This is a genomic window from Gimesia sp. (genome assembly GCF_048260065.1).
Taxonomy (GTDB): domain Bacteria; phylum Planctomycetota; class Planctomycetia; order Planctomycetales; family Planctomycetaceae; genus Gimesia.
Genome location: NZ_JBLXHC010000008.1, coordinates 248,026 through 264,866, shown reverse-complemented (window position 1 = coordinate 264,866; position 16,841 = coordinate 248,026). Strand labels below are relative to the sequence as shown.

15 protein-coding genes are annotated in these 16,841 nt (G+C 51.8%); 2 read left to right on the top strand and 13 right to left on the bottom strand.

What is annotated here, in order from left to right; all coding sequences use genetic code 11:
- The first annotated feature begins 154 nt into the window (after positions 1-154).
- Positions 155-364 (top strand): hypothetical protein, encoded by a 210-nt coding sequence (locus ACN0YN_RS17040; RefSeq protein WP_417386232.1) that lies wholly within the window; start codon positions 155-157, stop codon positions 362-364.
- A 48-nt stretch (positions 365-412) separates the two neighbouring features.
- Entirely contained in the window at positions 413-622 is a 210-nt protein-coding gene (locus ACN0YN_RS17035; protein ID WP_417386231.1) for a hypothetical protein, read from the top strand.
- Positions 623-688: 66 nt separating this feature from the next.
- On the opposite strand, the gene ACN0YN_RS17030 is transcribed toward ACN0YN_RS17035, so the two are convergent.
- From ACN0YN_RS17030 to ACN0YN_RS16970, 13 genes are all read right to left on the bottom strand, one after another.
- Positions 689-1,831 (bottom strand): metallophosphoesterase family protein, encoded by a 1,143-nt coding sequence (locus tag ACN0YN_RS17030; protein ID WP_417386230.1) that lies wholly within the window; start codon positions 1,829-1,831, stop codon positions 689-691.
- A 361-nt stretch (positions 1,832-2,192) separates the two neighbouring features.
- The gene (locus ACN0YN_RS17025) at positions 2,193-3,479 is read right to left on the bottom strand and encodes a Gfo/Idh/MocA family protein (RefSeq protein WP_417386229.1); all 1,287 of its coding nucleotides are present in this window, start codon (positions 3,477-3,479) and stop codon (positions 2,193-2,195) included.
- A 178-nt stretch (positions 3,480-3,657) separates the two neighbouring features.
- Positions 3,658-5,541, bottom strand: coding sequence for a hypothetical protein (locus ACN0YN_RS17020; protein ID WP_417386228.1), 1,884 nt, complete (start codon positions 5,539-5,541; stop codon positions 3,658-3,660).
- Between the two features lie 110 nt (positions 5,542-5,651).
- Positions 5,652-6,638 (bottom strand): phosphoglycerate dehydrogenase, encoded by a 987-nt coding sequence (locus ACN0YN_RS17015; RefSeq protein WP_417386227.1) that lies wholly within the window; start codon positions 6,636-6,638, stop codon positions 5,652-5,654.
- Between the two features lie 118 nt (positions 6,639-6,756).
- Positions 6,757-7,950: a hypothetical protein gene (locus tag ACN0YN_RS17010; RefSeq protein WP_417386226.1), complete on the bottom strand. Its 1,194-nt coding sequence runs from the start codon at positions 7,948-7,950 to the stop codon at positions 6,757-6,759.
- 74 nt (positions 7,951-8,024) lie between these two features.
- Positions 8,025-9,215, bottom strand: coding sequence for a hypothetical protein (locus ACN0YN_RS17005; protein WP_417386225.1), 1,191 nt, complete (start codon positions 9,213-9,215; stop codon positions 8,025-8,027).
- 76 nt (positions 9,216-9,291) lie between these two features.
- Positions 9,292-10,215 (bottom strand): hypothetical protein, encoded by a 924-nt coding sequence (locus ACN0YN_RS17000; protein WP_417386224.1) that lies wholly within the window; start codon positions 10,213-10,215, stop codon positions 9,292-9,294.
- Positions 10,216-10,343: 128 nt separating this feature from the next.
- Positions 10,344-11,057 (bottom strand): hypothetical protein, encoded by a 714-nt coding sequence (locus ACN0YN_RS16995; RefSeq protein WP_417386223.1) that lies wholly within the window; start codon positions 11,055-11,057, stop codon positions 10,344-10,346.
- A 449-nt stretch (positions 11,058-11,506) separates the two neighbouring features.
- Positions 11,507-12,112, bottom strand: a complete 606-nt coding sequence (locus ACN0YN_RS16990; protein ID WP_417386222.1) for an HD domain-containing protein — start codon at positions 12,110-12,112, stop codon at positions 11,507-11,509.
- On the bottom strand, positions 12,109-12,891 hold the full coding sequence (locus ACN0YN_RS16985) for a phytanoyl-CoA dioxygenase family protein (RefSeq protein WP_417386221.1): 783 nt from the start codon (positions 12,889-12,891) through the stop codon (positions 12,109-12,111). Before ACN0YN_RS16985 ends, ACN0YN_RS16990 begins: the two co-directional genes overlap by 4 nt.
- Positions 12,888-14,246 (bottom strand): DUF5690 family protein, encoded by a 1,359-nt coding sequence (locus tag ACN0YN_RS16980; RefSeq protein ID WP_417386220.1) that lies wholly within the window; start codon positions 14,244-14,246, stop codon positions 12,888-12,890. Before ACN0YN_RS16980 ends, ACN0YN_RS16985 begins: the two co-directional genes overlap by 4 nt.
- Positions 14,247-14,437: 191 nt before the next feature.
- Positions 14,438-15,796, bottom strand: coding sequence for an ABC transporter permease (locus ACN0YN_RS16975; protein ID WP_417386219.1), 1,359 nt, complete (start codon positions 15,794-15,796; stop codon positions 14,438-14,440).
- Positions 15,797-15,858: 62 nt separating this feature from the next.
- Complete coding sequence (locus tag ACN0YN_RS16970; protein ID WP_417386218.1) at positions 15,859-16,533, bottom strand: ABC transporter ATP-binding protein; 675 nt, start codon at positions 16,531-16,533, stop codon at positions 15,859-15,861.
- Between the last annotated feature and the right edge of the window lie 308 nt (positions 16,534-16,841).

Sequence of the window (16,841 nt, the reverse complement as noted above, 5' to 3'; positions counted from 1 at the left end):
GAGCAACTGGTTCGCCTTTTTTGCCTGCGCGCGGGTAGAGGAAATCTTCGTCTGTTCAGGCGGATTATCGCTCTTTCTCGTACGTCCGGATTGAGTTGGAAAGGCGAGAAAGTGAATGGAACGAACTCTAGAAAATTAAAACGGGATTCTCTCAATGAAAGTTCTCTCAAAAGCACTCATCATAGTGATCATTCCCAGCCTGTCCTTCTTTGCTTCCGGTTGTGAAATGTTGCCGCATGCGTTGCAGCCCAGTCAGTGGCATAAGCTGAACCGTGGTCCGGCACCCCGCCAGGATACTTACTTTTCCGTTCCCGATCATATTCCGGAACGCGATTTGAATCCGCATACGGGATCGCAGAACTGAAGTATTGCTGATGGACAATCGCATAATTTTGCCCATGGAAAGGTCAAAATGAAGGTTCTGATTCGAGTGTGTCTGGTGCTGGTTCTTTCCGGTCTGTCACTGCATTTGACCGGCTGTTCGCTGATGCCGCATGCGCTGCAACCCGATCAGCTGCACAAACTGAGTCGTCAGGAAAAACGAAGGGACGACATGTACTTTTCCGTTCCCGATGAGATTCCGGCTTTGAAGTCTCAGTCTGCTTCGACGACAGAAGAATAAGCTGATTCAGTCCATCCGACATGGATTGTGGCTGCTGCGAAAAAGCTGCGCCTGCAGCAAATCAGCTTACTTTTTTGATCGTGGGGAAAATTGCTGGCGATCCAGCACTTCGTTTTTCAGGCTTTTCAGTTCCACGGTCAGCGCACCCGAATTACGATCACAGGTCAACAACAGATAACTGTCTTTTCCGGCCAGAAACTTTGAATGCGGGTCGGGGTATTGAGTCCCTGTACCGCTGAGTGATGTATTGTAGTATGTGACTCCATCAGCTTCGGCCCGTTCGGCGAAATAACCAAAGCCGGTCACACAGAGTGTTCCGCGCTGAAACAGTCGTTGCCAGTCCCCCTGCAGCTGATTACGCATGGTTGCATTGCGTTCGTTATAGAGTGTTACCAGATGTCCGGGCGGATGCTGTGTAATGGATTCATACCAGCGGTATTGTTCCGAATTCCGGTCCAGAGGGTGGCAGGTTTGCCAGGTAGTACCGAGATCGGAAATGTGATTGAAATCAAGGCCGACGAACCGAATGTCAAAATCAGGGATATCAAATTTCCATATCCATTCCTGATCGGGCAGTTCAAAGAAGCGGCGAAATGCAGTAGCATCCACATCATAGACGGCATGCTCAGGCGGTTTTTTACCGCGCGGATACACTTCTCGATCATGGTTCCCCAGGACTGGCATGAAGGGCGTTGATCGAAACAGTTCGGGATAAGCGCCGATCAGCTCGAGGTAAGGTTGAATGCAGTCCGGCTTTCCAGGACCGCAGGTCTGCCAGAGATTACTGATGTTATCTCCGGCAGACAGCAACAGGTGGACATCATCTTTCAACAGACTTGAGAGATCAGGACGAGACTGCCAGTCTGCAACAATAGCAATGCGAAGCGAACCAGTAGGGTAAGCCTTAAAAGTTGCGATGTTGGAATACTGCTTTCCCGTCTGGACTCGATAGTAGTACAGCGCATCCCGTGCGGTGAGGGGGATTTCCACATGATGCAGACTGGTATTCTCTTCTGTCTTGACTGTTTTCAGTGCATCAGGGGCAAGGCCGAAATGAACAATCGAGTTGCCAGGCAGAGTCGAGCTCCAGTTCACTACGATTCGATCAGGCTGCTGTGATCGATGAGTCAACCAGATGTGTTGGATCTCTGCTGCGTCAATGGGAGCGGAAGTGTAAAGCGCACAGAGTAAGCAGAGAATGTATTTCATGTAGCGTGTCTCACGGATTCAGGCTTCGACTGTCGGCACAACTGACAATAGTGTATCTCACTGAGTGTTTCAAAATTCTGGTGTCCTTTGATCGTAGCGGGAATAAGAGGGGATTTGAATCCGTTTCTTTTTCCCTTTTAATTTAATTCGCTTTTTCTCTCTACATAGTATCTACTAACAAGGATGCCGTTAAGGAGCTGGCTGACAAGCTTTGAATCAAACTCGGCATTCTTTCCAGTACAAATCAAAACACCTTCAGTCGCTTTCGATTGAAGGTGTTTTTTTAGCTCCAGATGTCGCGCACGAAAAAAGGGAGTCGATCCAGGACCGACTCCCTTTTGTTTTTTCTGTTATGGGAAACTTATACTTTAGGTTCCCAACCTGGTTCGTATTCACGAGTCCAGAGAGTCATGGCTTCCTCATCATTCTGGATATGACCGTTGGCAGGATCGCAGGTCATCGTACGACCGGTACGGTGTGCGATGTTACCAAGGTGGCAGAGCAGTGTGCTCTTGTGTCCGATTTCGATTTCGGCATTCAGGTTCAAAGGCTCATTGTTACGAATAGCATCAATGAAGTTTTGAGCATGTTCACGCAAGCCCTGGTTGCCGTCCACTTTTTCAATTTCTTTGTCCTTGGCGTCCAGAATGCGGTAACCACCGGAAATGCCGAGAATCAAAGTTCCTTTGCTGCCGAAGAAGGTGACAAAGTCATTTTTATGACGATTGCAACTGGTACCCTGCCAGGTGATCTGTTTGTCATCGCCGAACTCGTAACCGACGACATGGGTGTCCGGGGTCTGCTGATCATCATCATAGGCATAGCGACCACCACTGGAGACGACGCGGGTTGGATAGTCGACATCCAGTCCCCAGCGACAGAGGTCCAGAGAATGTACGCCGTTGTTACCCAGTTCACCGTTACCGTACTTCCAGAACCAGTGCCAGTTATAATGAATCAGGTTGTCCACGTATTTCTGACGGGGTGCAGGTCCCTGCCAGAGATCGTAGTTGAGTTCGCCGGGGACCGCAGCTGGCTTGCCTGTGCCGATAGAACCACGGGCACTTTCGTAAAAAGCACGAGCGAGATAGACATCGCCGATGGCTCCCTCTTTGACGCGTTGAATCCCTTCCTGAATCGATTCGCTACTGCGACGCTGGCTCCCCATTTGAACCGCTTTTTTGTTCTTACGGGCGGCGGCGACCATCATTTCCCCTTCTTTGGGGTTATGGCTGCAGGGCTTTTCGACATAGACGTTTTTGCCGGCTGAACAACCCAGGATGGTGGCGGGGGAATGCCAGTGGTTCGGGGGGGCAACGATCAGGGCGTCGACTTCTTTGTCGTCCAGAATCTTGCGGAAGTCACCGATCGCCTGTGGTGCTTTTGTCGTCGCTTTTTCGACTGTTTTGGCAGCGTTAGTCAGACGGGTGTCGTCGGTATCACAGACATATTTGATTTCGACACCATCCAGGGCGCCAAAGATTTTAGCGAGCGCAAGGCCGCGCTGCATCCCCATGATGCCGATAGTGACTTTTTTGCTGGGGGCATTATTGGCGGCTGAGAGGATGGCCGGTGCTGCGAAGCTGGCAACAGTGGCTGCCACCGCCGATTGACCAAGAAAAGTGCGACGATTAACCGAATCGGACATAGTCTGGTTCTCCGTAGATTTGGGAGTGAATGCAAGGCAGGATAATATTTAAAACAAACTGTATTCTAATGGTTTCCGGGGGCAATGAACACGGAAAAACAGGATTCACGGGCATTTAATTAAAAAAACTAAGATATACCGTTTCTCGCGTGACTGCTGTGCCATGTGGGAGAATATATCAGGCTTTTCTGATGTAATGAGCGGCATAACTGCGGATATTCTGGCCATTCAGAACGTGGAACATCCTTAACTGCTGGATCGTTTCCTGGCTGAAGCGTCCCAGGGGAACGTGGATCAGTTTTTTCTGATAGCGTTTGGCAAGTCTGCGCCAGCCGATTCCCGGAGGGGCTTCACTCAGCACGGCAATATGGGGCTCCTGGCTGTAGTGACAGGCGGCAACGAGCAGTCGTTCTTCGAGAGTATCGACGAAGTCGAACTGAAAGTCGTTCCAGATATCCTGCACGGGGCGTGGCGGGAACAGAAACAGGGCACCACCGTAGGTTGCCATTCCGATACCTGGACCGACCATCTCTTTGCGATAGTCGGTCGCAAAAAAGGCGAGTGTTGATTCGTCCTGATGTTCGGCATGCCACGTAAGGCGGTATGGATAGTCGCGCGGATCAGCGGGGGAGTCGAACAGCATGAGCACACAATCCAGTTTCCCGCGACTGGGAGGCAATACTTTGACGTGAAGTTCTCCGGTGTGCCAGTTGCGGAGGGTTTCGCGGAGATCGAGTCCGTCTTTCATACTGGTGGTGAATTTTTCGGTACGTGCCAGGTCGACACCCAGCAGATTCAAAGCGTGATCTTTGACACTCGTGCGAAACTTTTCAATGGCGACGTCTTCGGGAGGCCAGCTGCATTGTTTAAATGGATCCCATTTCATTTCCCATTCATCCTGTTTGGGTTTGGGAGGTTTGGGAGAGAGTTCACAATTTCGCCATGAGATTGGATTGCCGGGCAGACGATTGCTCATCTCGAGCATGGTTCCATTGGGAAGCTGGGCCTGTTCGATGCCGAAGCTGATTTTATCAAATGGAAGCAGATGCACGAACGGGTATTCGCGTGCGGTTTCTGCGATTTGAATGGCAAACTGATCACCGGCCACCTGTTGTGCGGCTTTGACGAGTGTGTAGAGATCGGGGGTCATCCGCCGTTCGATGAGTGAGAGGTTGCGCACATACCGGAAGTAGACTGACAGCAGCTTGGGGGTTATTTTGCGGCCTTTGGATTTTAATTCGAGTCGATAGCGGTCGCGTGCTGTCAGCGCCAGTTCTTTGATCCCGTCTACCGAGAGATTTTCGTCATCTTCCAGTTCAGAGCGGGCGGCTTCGTAGAGACCCGTGATGTAAGGGAGCTCGCCGAGCATAAACAACAGGGTTTCCGAGTCAGCGGTATAGATGGTGGTTTCGTTGACCTCTTCATCTTCGACTTCCAGAGGCTGCTGGTCAATATAGGCATCGTGGATCCAGGGCCAGTCGGAAAGCGAGCAGACCAGCAGAATCGACTTGTATTTCTTTTCCAGTTCCCGGAGTCGATGTGCCATCATCACACAGCGATTGAGCGGCTGTCCATCGGGAAGCTTATTCAGAGCCGGTAAGACCGCAGCAGCAAATTTTTCCAGGGGAACTTTTTTTAGCGCATAGGGGTCAGGCAGTGAGGCGGAAATACTTTCGAACCGCTGTGTTTCCAGATCAATAAAATGCCGATCGATGTGTTCCATCATGGCGATGCGGAGTGCAGCGATCACACCCTGACAGGGATCGATGGGCACATAGCTGCAGAGTCGTTGCACATCTTCATCGTCATCCTCTTCTTCCCAGGGGGCGGAACCTGAGATCGGAGGTTCTTCCTGTACCACAGCGGTAATACTGGGCAGAAAGGTGATGGCGCGTTCGACATTCTCCTGGAATGAGGGGGGTAGCGGCACCGCCAGGCAGTCAAACTCATTGTTGAGCATCACGCGACGGACTTCGATTGCAAAGTCACCACTGCCATGAATTAATGGTAAGACAGAAATCTGAGGACTGATTTTTAAAAAACTGGAGTGAGGAGCTGTCATAATGGATTCGTCCAGTTTTTATACATGAAAGCGGTGTAGGGGACTGACCGTAATACAAATAGTGTATTGCTCAGACTGGTTGTGCTGCGCCAGGTCAGGTAATTGAATGATCAGGACCATTTCCAGCCAGTCGTCTCTTTCAGATTGACAACACACTCTACGGGCCATTCACCCTGATGCAGTTTGACGATGTTCTGAGCCGCCATCGCATAGGCGTCCCGATGTGATTCCTGATCGAGTCCACCTGTGTGACAGCTTAATAGTACATTTTCCAGTTTGATCAGGGGACTTTCAACAGGCAATGGTTCTTTTTTGAAAACATCGAGTCCCGCCGCCCGTAAATGCCCCGATTCCAGTGCTTCCACCAATGCATCTTCGTCAACCAGTCCCCCGCGCGCTGTGTTGATCAGCACGGATCCCGGTTTCATGATGGCCAGGGTATCCCGGTTGATGAGGTCGACGGTATCGGGAGTCACGGGCAGATGCAGAGTGACATAGTCTGACTGTTTCAGCAGTTCTTCCAGGCCGAGCATTTTGATCTGATGTGCTTTGGCGAATTCTTCGTTGGGGAATGGATCGTAAGCCAGTACATGCATGCCCATACCGATGGCGCGGGTCGCGACAGCCTGACCGATGCGACCCAGGCCGACGATGCCGATGGTGCTGCCCCAGACGCGTGGAGTTAAAGCCCGTTCCCATTCGCCACTGCGAACGGCGCGGTCCTGAGTGCGTGTCATGCGGGCGATGCCCATGAGTAAAGCGAATGCCTGTTCTGCGACGGAGTGATGATTCACACCGGGTGTGATGGTGACCACAATGTTTTGCGCATCGGCGGCAGCCAGATCGACGGCATCGAAGCCGACTCCGTAACGGGAGATGACTTTCAGTTCGGGCAGCTGTTCCAGTACTTCGCGGGAATAGACTTCGGCACCGGCGAGGATGGCATCGTAACCCTGAACCTGTTCGACCACGCGGTGTGGTTCTTTACGGAGATCAACATCTGTGGGAACCGTGTCGACTTCAAAACCGGCGGCCTGCAGGATTTCGAAATGCGGGCCGAATTCACACATTTTGGCAGTACAGATGACACGAGGCATGATCGGTATTCTTCTCTAAAAACAGTGCACGGACAGGGTAAAACGGGTACTGTTACTCTAGCGGAAGAAGATATCAGCTGACAACGTTCCCATGGAGAAAAAACGAAATGCCTGCTAATCACCGGGGTGGCTGAAAGAATCGTTCTGCACTCCGGATTGTCTGAGGGTCTGTCAGACGCAGCAGTTCGAGGAACTGCTTTGCTTTGCGGGATGTTTCTATATCATTTCCACCTGCTCTGGTCGGCGGGACAAGCGAAGCCACCAGGAAATAGCGGATGATGGCTTTTTTAACCGAACGTACATCATAGTCTTTGGCACCGTACAATTCGGCCAGGCGCTCCATGACGGTCCAGTCTTCCCACCGCGCCAGATTCGCGATGACCAGATCGGCCAGTTCGGGGCGTTCCAGCAGCAGTCGCATTGACTGATTCAGGCGGCGTTTCTCAATCTTATCCTCTCCGAAAGTCCACATGAAAGAGAGTGCCTGCATCGCGGCAAACGTCTCACTGAAGGCCGCCATTTTATCCCGGAACTTGGATTTATCGATTTTGTCCAGGCCGGCAGAACCTGTCAGCATCAGGTAACCGGACATCAGACCGCCGATACCCATTCGGATTCCCTGTGCCGGCTCAAGGATCTTTGCTTCCATGAACTGGATGTCCGGCTCCTGACCGCATAGACCAAGCAGCAGACCATACAGACCCAGTCGGGGAACGGGGGTGTTCTCGTTTTCCAGCCAGCTGTGAAGTTTTTCGCGAGGCAGGTCTTCCGCCAGGGGGGTGACTGCTTCGAAAGGGGCATTCGCGAATTCGGCAAAGGCATCGTTGGCGATGATCGGGTCCGGGTGTTCCAGATAGTTCAGGAAATAGCGGAGACGGTGACTCGTCTCCATTTTCTGCGAAGGGGCCTGTTTTAAATAATGAATACTGGCACTGGTCATCGCCACCGGTTCGTTCCAGTGCAGACTGATGCCGCGGGCTCCCGTCAGAAAAAACTGCTGGGCCGGTTTGCCGGCGTAGTGACGCGATAGAGTAATCTGGTCACCGACTTTCAGAGTGCTCTTACGTGGTTGATGCAGCACTTCTGAGATCACGAAGCTGGTCTGTCCCGCTTTCTGAAGCGTCCCCAGCTTGGCGCTCGACCATTGGCCGAGGATCGCGACATCCGCGAGTTCCAGCTGTCGGGAAAGCGTGGTGGAGGGACCCGGACAGAACGGGCAGGCCTCCAGCGTCGTTACTTTTAAGGCCAGCAGTAAACTGCAGAGGATAAAAATACCACAGTGCTTGACTTCAGTTCGTTTTCGCACGTTCATCACCGATCCTTCGGCTGATTGAGGAGATTCATGACTTCCAGTTGTCATCCCGCGAGCGCTGTTTCACTCAGCCTCTATTTGAGGAAGAAGAACCGTTCTGCACTCTGGACGGTTTTGGGGTCTTCTTTACGCAGTTTGTCGAGCAGTTTTTTTGCTTTTTCGGCGGTGGCTGCATCAGGACCACCTCCTTTTTTGTTCTTACCTTTTGATGCAACGAGCAGGTAGCGTACGATGGCCCGTTTGATCGAGGGGATGTCGTAGTCTCCGGTGCCATACATGTCCATCAGACGATCCAGGACAGACCAGTCATCCCAGCGGGCCAGATCGGCGACGACCAGATCGGTCAGTTCGGGACGATCCAGCAGCAGTCGCATGGATTTTCGCAGACGCTCTTTGTCGATTCGGCCATCACCATAGGTCCACATGAATCGCAGGGCCTGCATGGCAGCGTAGGTTTCGCTGAACGCGATATCTTTGGGGACGAATTTGGTTTCATCAATTTTATCCAGTCCGTCCGCACCGGTCAGCAGCAGATAGCCGGAAATGACGCCATCAATGCCCAGGCGGAATTCTTTGGTGGGTTCATTGATTTTCTGTTCCATGAAGGAGACGTCTTCCCCGGTGCCACAGAGTCCGAGCAGCAGACCGTAGAGCCCGATGCGGGTGACAGGAGTGTCAGGGTTGATGATCCATTTGCGGATTTTTTCGCGCGGCATTTCTTTGGAAAGGGGCGTGATCTCCTCGTACGGTGCATTGGCAAATTCTGCATAAGCATCGTTGGAGATCATCTGGTCGGGATATTCCAGAAACTTCAGGAAGTACTTGAGTCGTTTGGATGTTTTTTCTTCCGGAGCAGGGGCCTGTGAAATGTAGTGAAAGCTGGTTTCGGTGACTTCGATAGGATCCCCCCAGTCGACTTCCGCGCCTTTGGTTCCCAGCAGGAGAAACAGGTTGCCTTTTTTGCCCGGGCGATGTCGGTTGATTGTGATCTGATCGCCGACTTTGAGTTTGTCTTTATCAGACTGCCGCACGATTTCTTTGACTTCGAAAACGGTCTTGCCGGCTTTTTCCAGCGTCCCTTTTTCGGCTTCCGTCCATTGTGCCAGAACGGCGACATCAGACTGTGAAAGCTGTTCGGTCAATGTGAGTGACGGTGCAGAGCAGAAAGGGCAGGCAGTGAGGGCCGGTGTTTGTGCGAATATGATCAGGCCACAAATGAGAGCCAGGAATACGCGATTATTAAAATGCTTTGTCAGACCAGTCATGTGCCGAACCTCGTGGCGGTAGATTTCAATTATTGGTGAAACGAAGGGAGTTCGTTATTTGTAAAGTACTACTTCATTATTTATCAATGACGATGGCATCGTCAATCGTGTAGATGCGTTCGAGTTCTCCGTCAAAGCTTACCGCGTTGATGTGGAATACGCCGACAACGTCAAAGGGGCGATTCAGAATATAGTCGGCGGTGACACCTTCCCGCATAATGACCGGGAACAGATCGTAGATTTTCGGGTTCTTACCGAAGCAGCAAATCTGATTATCCCGTGCGAGCAGAAAGTATTCATTGCCTGTCTGCTGAAAGGGAGGATACATAAACCCGCGAATCCGAATGCGTTTTCCATCCAGGTTTTTCAGCCATTCCGGCATGAGTTCGGGAGCCCGGGGAGTGACCGGTTCCATGTTCATGACTTTGAGTAAATCGAGATCGTCGTAGTTGACGAGGAGTGCGTTTTCGGGAGAGGTTGTCCGGAAAGAGCGGTCTTTGACCAGGATTTTCACTTCCCGTGGCTCACTGGCGATTTTTTCCTGTGCCACTTCTTCTTTTGTCAGCGCCCGTTTTTTGGGGTCGGGTCTCTGTGCTACAACGGGCAAAGAGTGATCGGTGGAGGCGTTTTTCTCAGCGGGTGACGAAACAGGTGAATCTGATTTGGCGGCTTCAGTGGTTGTCTCTTCTGAAGGAGCAGCCGGTACTTCCGGTTTCACAGGAGCGGTGGCAGATGTTTCTACCTGGGCCGCCGGTTCGACCGGTTTTTGCTCAGGTGCTGCATCAGCAGTTGCTTCTACAGGTGTGGTATCAGACGGAGAACGGTCGTGATCAATCTTTTCGCTGAACTGCCTGTAATCGGTCGAGTCAGATGAAGAACACCCGCTGACAATGACAGACAGACTGCCCAGGATGAAAAGAATGAGTGTGAAACAAAACGGTCGGGTAGGATTCAGGTGGGCCTGCACGTGATCAATCTCCTGATGATCGGGTGGTTGCACCAACTTCCTGACAAAGTTGATAATGGCTCAGACTGATGATCAACCTGAGCCATTCAGATAAACAGTGAACGCGAATTTGGTTTTCTTTCCAGGTTTCAGAATCGAAATTGAATAGGCTCTCCTCTTGATCAGTAAGAAGTTCGAGCCTGTTCAAAGTGGGTTCCCTTCATTTGGTATACGGGGCGTAAATCTCCTGCAGTGGTGGGAGCTTCTGCCAGGAACTCTCCCGCGACAGAGACGAGGCCTGCATAAAAGTCAGCCCGTTTGTCTCCCTGCATTTCCACAAGGATCATGTCTTTGACGTCGGGCTGTCCGCCGAAGCAGCATTGGCCGTTATCTTTGACCAGGATGAAGCTCTTGAGGTCTTTGGTATTACCGGTGGGATACATGTAGCCTTTGAGGAAGATATTCTGCTTGTCCAGTTTGAGCACATCCGGGTTCACACTCTGGACGCCATCTTTGGTGACGAAACCTTTGGCTGAGATGTCACTGCTGAAGTTCAGACGGTGATAACCTTCCGGCACTTCGTTGGCATAAACAAAGGACTGGTAACCGATGCCACTGACCAGAAAGAAGCCTGAGAGCACCAGTCCGGAAGAGGCCACCATTCTGCCACCGAGTTCACCAGAGGAACGTTTGATATTCCAGAGGCTGATCAGTGAAACAGCAATACCAGTGACGGCAATACCCAGACCAATAATGCCGAACAGTGCGATAAAGGAAAACAGACCAAGACCCAATCCTACGACGGCGGTCGGGGGAACGGGTTTGTAGGAAAATTCGTCCTGAAAGTCAGCAGGGTTTTCCAGCGATTGATTCGAACCATCAAGAACTTGCGACATCTTGCAAGGCCTTTCAAAATATCAGCAGAAATCAGAGATAGAAAAATAACAAAATCAGCAACCATGACCCCGGAGACGATCTCGGCCGGAGTGTATACGGCTTCTCTCTTTATCATATCATGCTAGCGGGTCGAGAGCACCCCTGAAATCGTAGAGAAAACCAGAGAAATCACGCAGCCTGTCGCCAGGCAGCGCGCCTTCGCGCAAAGAAAACGACGATCCCCGGCTTTCGTCTGGAATTGACGCTGAGTGCGTACCGACTCCCTCAGTATATACGTAATCAGGCTGTTTTTTGTTGAATTTTTATGAATCTTAAGAATCACGGTGCAGTGTGGGGAATAAACTGCGTCATAAGGCACATAATCATAATAGTTTATGATAATTAGCACGGTGCCCGTTTCTGATGCCCCTTCTGTACAGGATTTCAAATTTGTCTGCAGGGACAGAGATCAGGCATGCTCCAGACAGCTTTCCACTTCTTTGTGATATTCCTGCAGTCCGGGCACTTTCAGCCCTTTGACCTTGGCACCGTCGTCCCAGCGTCTGAGTAAAACAGCGGTGTGATGAAACGGATTCTGTTCGAAATCTGCAATTTCGTCGACAGTCATCAGTCCCCCCTGGAGTTCAAAACTTCGCTGAGAGGCGCGGGAAAGACCGTTGAAATAGTCCGCATTAACTGTGCACAGATAGCGTTTTGCCGGAACATGCAGAAAAATGGGTTCTGTAACCGCCTTGCCGAAGAAGGGGGCCAGCTGCTGCGCACCGACGGTTTCGTGCTGCCAGTCTTCCGCGAGGAAGTTGTTCTGCTCGTCGTGTTCGTCCATCAGGAAGTGGCCGATGTCATGCAGCAGAGCTGCGGTGATCTGCTCCATGGTCGCATGACTTTTTTTCGCGAGATGGGCTGCCTGGAGAGCATGTTCCAGTTGGGTGACCGCTTCGTCGTAAAAACTCTGCCCGTGATCCTGCATCAATTCGAAGAGGGCAGTCACTCTTTCACTGGGAGTTTTAGAGAGCGATAAGACATAACAGAGTGAGAGTTCAATTTTTTCTTTCATATCTGCTGCGCTGGCTTTCCATCAAAATGACCAATTTTACTGATTTTCAGTTTCTCGCCGCCTGTTGTATCAGCCTCGGCGAACGAACGTCGTTTGTCGGCGTAATATTCCTCTCGCAGGTCTCCTTCCGAGCGGGCGTTATACGTGAGGTATAACGTTCGGCGCGGTTGCTGCGTTTCGTTGGGGGGACTTTTATGCGGCGCATAGGAACTGAAGAACAGCGCGTCTCCCGGCTGCATGGGAACCGGTTCCCAGTCCAGGGTCTCAGCGTATTCCGTGTCGATGCAGCCATTTTTATCCAGATGCAGCAGTCCCTGCTGATGCAGTTCGGGCGCAAAGAAGAGGCAGCCGTTTTCGGGAGTCGCAGGATCGACGGCGATAGAACAGGTGATATGGTTACGGATGAATTCATACGCGGGGGCATCCTGATGGGCAGCATAGCCACCACCTCCCGGATATTTGTAATTGATTTTTTCCTTATACAGGATTGCCGCTTCCCCCATTAACTCGCTGGCACAATCGGGAATTTTACCCAGCGTGAGCAATTGTCGAATGCCGGGATGATAGGCCAGGATGTATTCCGTGCGCGCGGGCCGCACGCCAGACGGAGTCTGTTCAAAGTGGTGCATCCATTTTTCAGGGTCGGCTGGCCAGTCGCTGATTTCTTCCACCCACTCGCGCAGATTCTCCGTTTCCGATGCTGAGAGAAAACCGGGAATTTTGAGATAGCCGGTCTGATACCAGCGGTCGAGTTGGGAGGCGTTCAGAATTGTGTTCATGATACAATACCTGTATTGGGGGTCAGGCTGGTTTCGGGTTCCTGTTCCAGCAAAGGTCCGGTTTCACTGACTGTCTGTTTCTGGCGGAAATACCAGATGACGACCAGCGTTCCTGCGATGGAGAGGGGGGAGATGATGAGCGCCAGCCAGAACAGCAGGGCCACGAAATCCAGGTTCTTCTGAAAGATTAGATTGACGATGACCATCAGGATCACCGTGCTGATGTAACCTGCAAAATCTCCAAGATAGAGCAGGTATCCGACGTTGCTTTTGTCGCGGATCATGGCGATGACCCGTTCATAGATGGTGGTATGAAACAGGACATAAGGCACATACAGACTGATGCCGATCAGCACCATGAACTGGAACGCGGCTGCTTCTGTCCAGGCAATGGTTCCCCAGTAAGAGAGGGTTGTCGCCAGCGCACACCCGAAGCCGAGACCGACCATGATCATGCCTGTCAGAAAGGCACGATAGTTAGCGCCGATAAACACGACGACCGCGCTTAAGGCGATGACGACGATGGCGACCACGAATTCAGACTGGGCAAAAATCTGTGGCTTTTCGACTCCGAATCCCGACCAGATTTCAGCAGCATAGTCGTCGCGCACACTGCGAAAGATGGTGAGTAAGACCATGAGCAGAATCAAAACACTTAATCCCAGTGCATTGCGGGAGTAAAACTGTCTGCGTTCGGTTCCATTAAAGGGAGAACGTTTCGAGCGGGCTGTCTCATCCAGTTCGCTGGGGGGAGGGATCTGTTCCAGCATCCAGACTCCGGCTAACAGGGGGAGCCAGAACAGGGCGCCGGTGAGAAAGGGCATCCAGAATTCAGAGACGCCATAGGACTGCATCAGAATCGCACCTGCCGACTTGACGGTGCCGGAAGCCATGATGAAACTGGCACACAAGCCGGCGGCCATCGCTTCGGTTACCCGTCGCCCTTCCAGGAATGCGAAGACACAGCCAAACACCATTCCCAGTGGTAAGCCGTTACAGAAAAGAAATACCGGCTTCAACCAGTACGGGGCAATCGCATACGGGAGCAGCGCGAGATGGGCAATCGCGATCAGAGTCAGAATCATGGCCGCCCGTCGGTGTGGTGTCATTTCCGAGATGACTTTAATGCCGATCAGTTTAGAGAGGGCATAACCGCTGACCTGGGCAAACAGTAGAATGACTTTATACCCGATGCCCCAGAAGACGAGGTCTTCGTACTGTGCCACGGTAAACGGTTTCCGAAATGCGTACATGCAGAAGTAAGTGGTAAATGCAGCCACCACAGACCAGGCGGTCAGGACACCTCGATTGCTCTGTTCCAGACGCGTCGAGATGTAAGCGGATTGAAATCGCATGCGGCGTCAGTACGAAAGAGGCTGTCATTTTCAGGTGTCTGTAATGACAGGTAGTGTAAAGACACAGCATGAAGTGCGAGTGAGGCGGGTATGAAATATGGATGAAGAACACGCTGCCTGGGGCAGCAGGGCGTTCTTTTCTATTCATAGCCGTATTTCAGACGGAGTGTACTCTGGTGAAAAAGTGATGCTCAATCGCTTAAGGTGCTGGCAACGTCGGTGCGGTAGGCAGTCATGGCGGGGATGAATCCGACCAGGGATGCCAGAACCACAAGAATTGGCAGCAGGATCAGTTCGGTGGAACTGAAAGCAAAAGGATCGATCAACAGGCCGCTGCGGGCTTCGATAATCGGTGCGGCGATAAAGACCAGACCGTGGCCCAGAATCATTCCCAGGATGCCACCCCCCAGACAGAGCAGGACCGATTCAGAGAGGATGATCGCAAAAACGGTTGCGCGGCCTGCACCCAGGGCACGCATGATGGCGATTTCTCTTTTACGGTCGGACATGGAGTTATAGATGCTCACGAAAATGCCGACTCCGGAAACAACAATGATCAACGACGTCAACACGATGAGCATGGTTCTGATGTTGCCTACGATATTCGTCATCAACCAGCTGATCTGCTGGATCGGGTTGACGGCCTGTGCCTGATTGCCTTCTTTCAGCTCCGATTGAAACTTGATGGAGGAGAACCCGCGCAGGCGGTCCCCTTTCATCTGCACGAGGATCGCGGTGACTTCTTTCTGAGCATCGGGAACTTCATGGCCGTGGTCATGACCGTGATCGTGTCCGCTGTGATCATGGTGATCGTGTTCTGCACTTTCTTTCAGTTGGGCTTTCAGTTTTTCTTCATCCACTTTTTCGCCGAAGAAGGCGGCTTCGCGGCGGATGGCTTCTTCCAGTGGTTTCTCGTGACCGGAGACCTGATAAAAGCCGCGCAGGTTGACGAAGACGGTCCGGTCGTTGGGAGTTCCCGTTGGTGCCAGGATGCCGACGATTTTGAATTTCTCATCATGCACGTGTCCGCTTTCTGCGGAACCATGAATCAGACTGAACTCGTCCCCCATCTTCCAGTTATTCTGTTTGGCAACGGCAGAACCGATGACTGAATCCCAGGTGCCCGGCAGAAACTTTCCCTCTTTGTTGATGCGGAAATGGCGACCGGGAATGTATTCCAGTGCGAAGTAGCGGGGGATAGTGCCAACAATCGGGAAGCCCCCTTTCTGGGTCACGTCGCCGATGGCGAACGGAATGGCTTCTTTGACGCGTGGGTCTTTCTGCAGCTCGGTGTAATAGCGGTAAGGCAGATTTTCGATCGGAGCTCCGACCCGGAAGACCGTATTCAACACCAGTTGCAGTGCACTCCCCTTGGGGCCGACAATCAGATCGTAACCGCTGGCAGTCTGATTGAACATGCGATCGATGACGCCGTTAATGACCAGGACAGAGATCATCAGCGTGACACCCAGGGCAACACTCAAAGCCGTCAGTAGAGAAGCGATGCGGCGTTGTCGGATACTTTTCCAGGCTATCGTCAGAGTATTCATTAGAGAGATTACTTTGTTCGCAAAAGAAGAATGATGAATGTTACCGTGGCTTATCGCAGCTGTCAGACGCGGGCATGCACTTTGTTGAATTCCGTCAACGTCTCCACTCGCTCAAACTGTTTCGCGACTTCCTGTGAGTGGGTGACCAGCAGCATGGCGATCTGATTCTGGGTGCAGGCGTCGCGGAGTAACTCTAAAATCGTCTGCTGATTGGCGATGTCAACGTTAGCCGTCGGCTCATCTGCCAGCAGCAGTCGGGGTTGATTGGCCAGTGCCCGGGCTACAGCGACGCGTTGTTGTTCACCCACTGACATCTGCTTGGGGTGATGATTGAGGCGGTGCTCCAGTCCGACGAGTGCCAGCAGTTCTTTCGCCCGTTCGCGACTCGGTTTTTTGCGGGAGAAGCTCATACCCAGCAGTACGTTTTCCAGTGCAGAAAATGCCGGCAGCAGATTGAACGTCTGAAAGACAAAGCCAATGCGTTCGGCCCGGAAGCGGTCGCGGACGACTTCGGCCATCGAAGCGATCTCGGTGCCGGCAATGGTGATTTTTCCGCTGTCGACGGCAGTGATGCCGGAGATGACATTTAACAGTGTCGATTTCCCGGAGCCACTCTCGCCGATCAGGACGACCTGTTCTTTGTCTTTGATTTCAAATCGCTCGATATCCAGAATCGGAAGCGTGGAGCCATCGGGCTCGCGATAACTCTTTTTCACATTTTCCAGCAGCAGAGACATACTGACCTCGATTGTTGGGCAGAGAAAGCGGTCTGGCAGAGCAGACGGCAAAATATCGTATTTGTTTTTGCAAATGTTATGCAATAAGGGTCTTGTTGACTAGGGTTGTTTTGTCGAAAGTTTGTAATTCCCGCCGATCGGTGGTGTGCAGCGGTTCTATCTTAAACAATTATTAATATAAGACTTACGTCTCAGGATACTCAAGTCGAATTTCGCGAGATCGCCGTAGGCTTAATCGAACGGATTTGTTATAGTTCCGCCTCTCTGATTGTAACCAATACACGGATGGATTGTGAATCAAGGAAGAA

Coding starts and splice junctions, on each gene's coding strand:
- ACN0YN_RS16975 (WP_417386219.1), bottom strand. CDS start 15,796: ATGAATACTCTGACGATAGCCTGGAAAAGTATCCGACAACGCCGCATC.
- ACN0YN_RS17035 (WP_417386231.1), top strand. CDS start 413: ATGAAGGTTCTGATTCGAGTGTGTCTGGTGCTGGTTCTTTCCGGTCTG.
- ACN0YN_RS16995 (WP_417386223.1), bottom strand. CDS start 11,057: ATGTCGCAAGTTCTTGATGGTTCGAATCAATCGCTGGAAAACCCTGCT.
- ACN0YN_RS16980 (WP_417386220.1), bottom strand. CDS start 14,246: ATGCGATTTCAATCCGCTTACATCTCGACGCGTCTGGAACAGAGCAAT.
- ACN0YN_RS17005 (WP_417386225.1), bottom strand. CDS start 9,215: ATGACTGGTCTGACAAAGCATTTTAATAATCGCGTATTCCTGGCTCTC.
- ACN0YN_RS16990 (WP_417386222.1), bottom strand. CDS start 12,112: ATGAAAGAAAAAATTGAACTCTCACTCTGTTATGTCTTATCGCTCTCT.
- ACN0YN_RS17030 (WP_417386230.1), bottom strand. CDS start 1,831: ATGAAATACATTCTCTGCTTACTCTGTGCGCTTTACACTTCCGCTCCC.
- ACN0YN_RS17025 (WP_417386229.1), bottom strand. CDS start 3,479: ATGTCCGATTCGGTTAATCGTCGCACTTTTCTTGGTCAATCGGCGGTG.
- ACN0YN_RS17020 (WP_417386228.1), bottom strand. CDS start 5,541: ATGACAGCTCCTCACTCCAGTTTTTTAAAAATCAGTCCTCAGATTTCT.
- ACN0YN_RS17010 (WP_417386226.1), bottom strand. CDS start 7,950: ATGAACGTGCGAAAACGAACTGAAGTCAAGCACTGTGGTATTTTTATC.
- ACN0YN_RS16970 (WP_417386218.1), bottom strand. CDS start 16,533: ATGTCTCTGCTGCTGGAAAATGTGAAAAAGAGTTATCGCGAGCCCGAT.
- ACN0YN_RS17015 (WP_417386227.1), bottom strand. CDS start 6,638: ATGCCTCGTGTCATCTGTACTGCCAAAATGTGTGAATTCGGCCCGCAT.
- ACN0YN_RS16985 (WP_417386221.1), bottom strand. CDS start 12,891: ATGAACACAATTCTGAACGCCTCCCAACTCGACCGCTGGTATCAGACC.
- ACN0YN_RS17040 (WP_417386232.1), top strand. CDS start 155: ATGAAAGTTCTCTCAAAAGCACTCATCATAGTGATCATTCCCAGCCTG.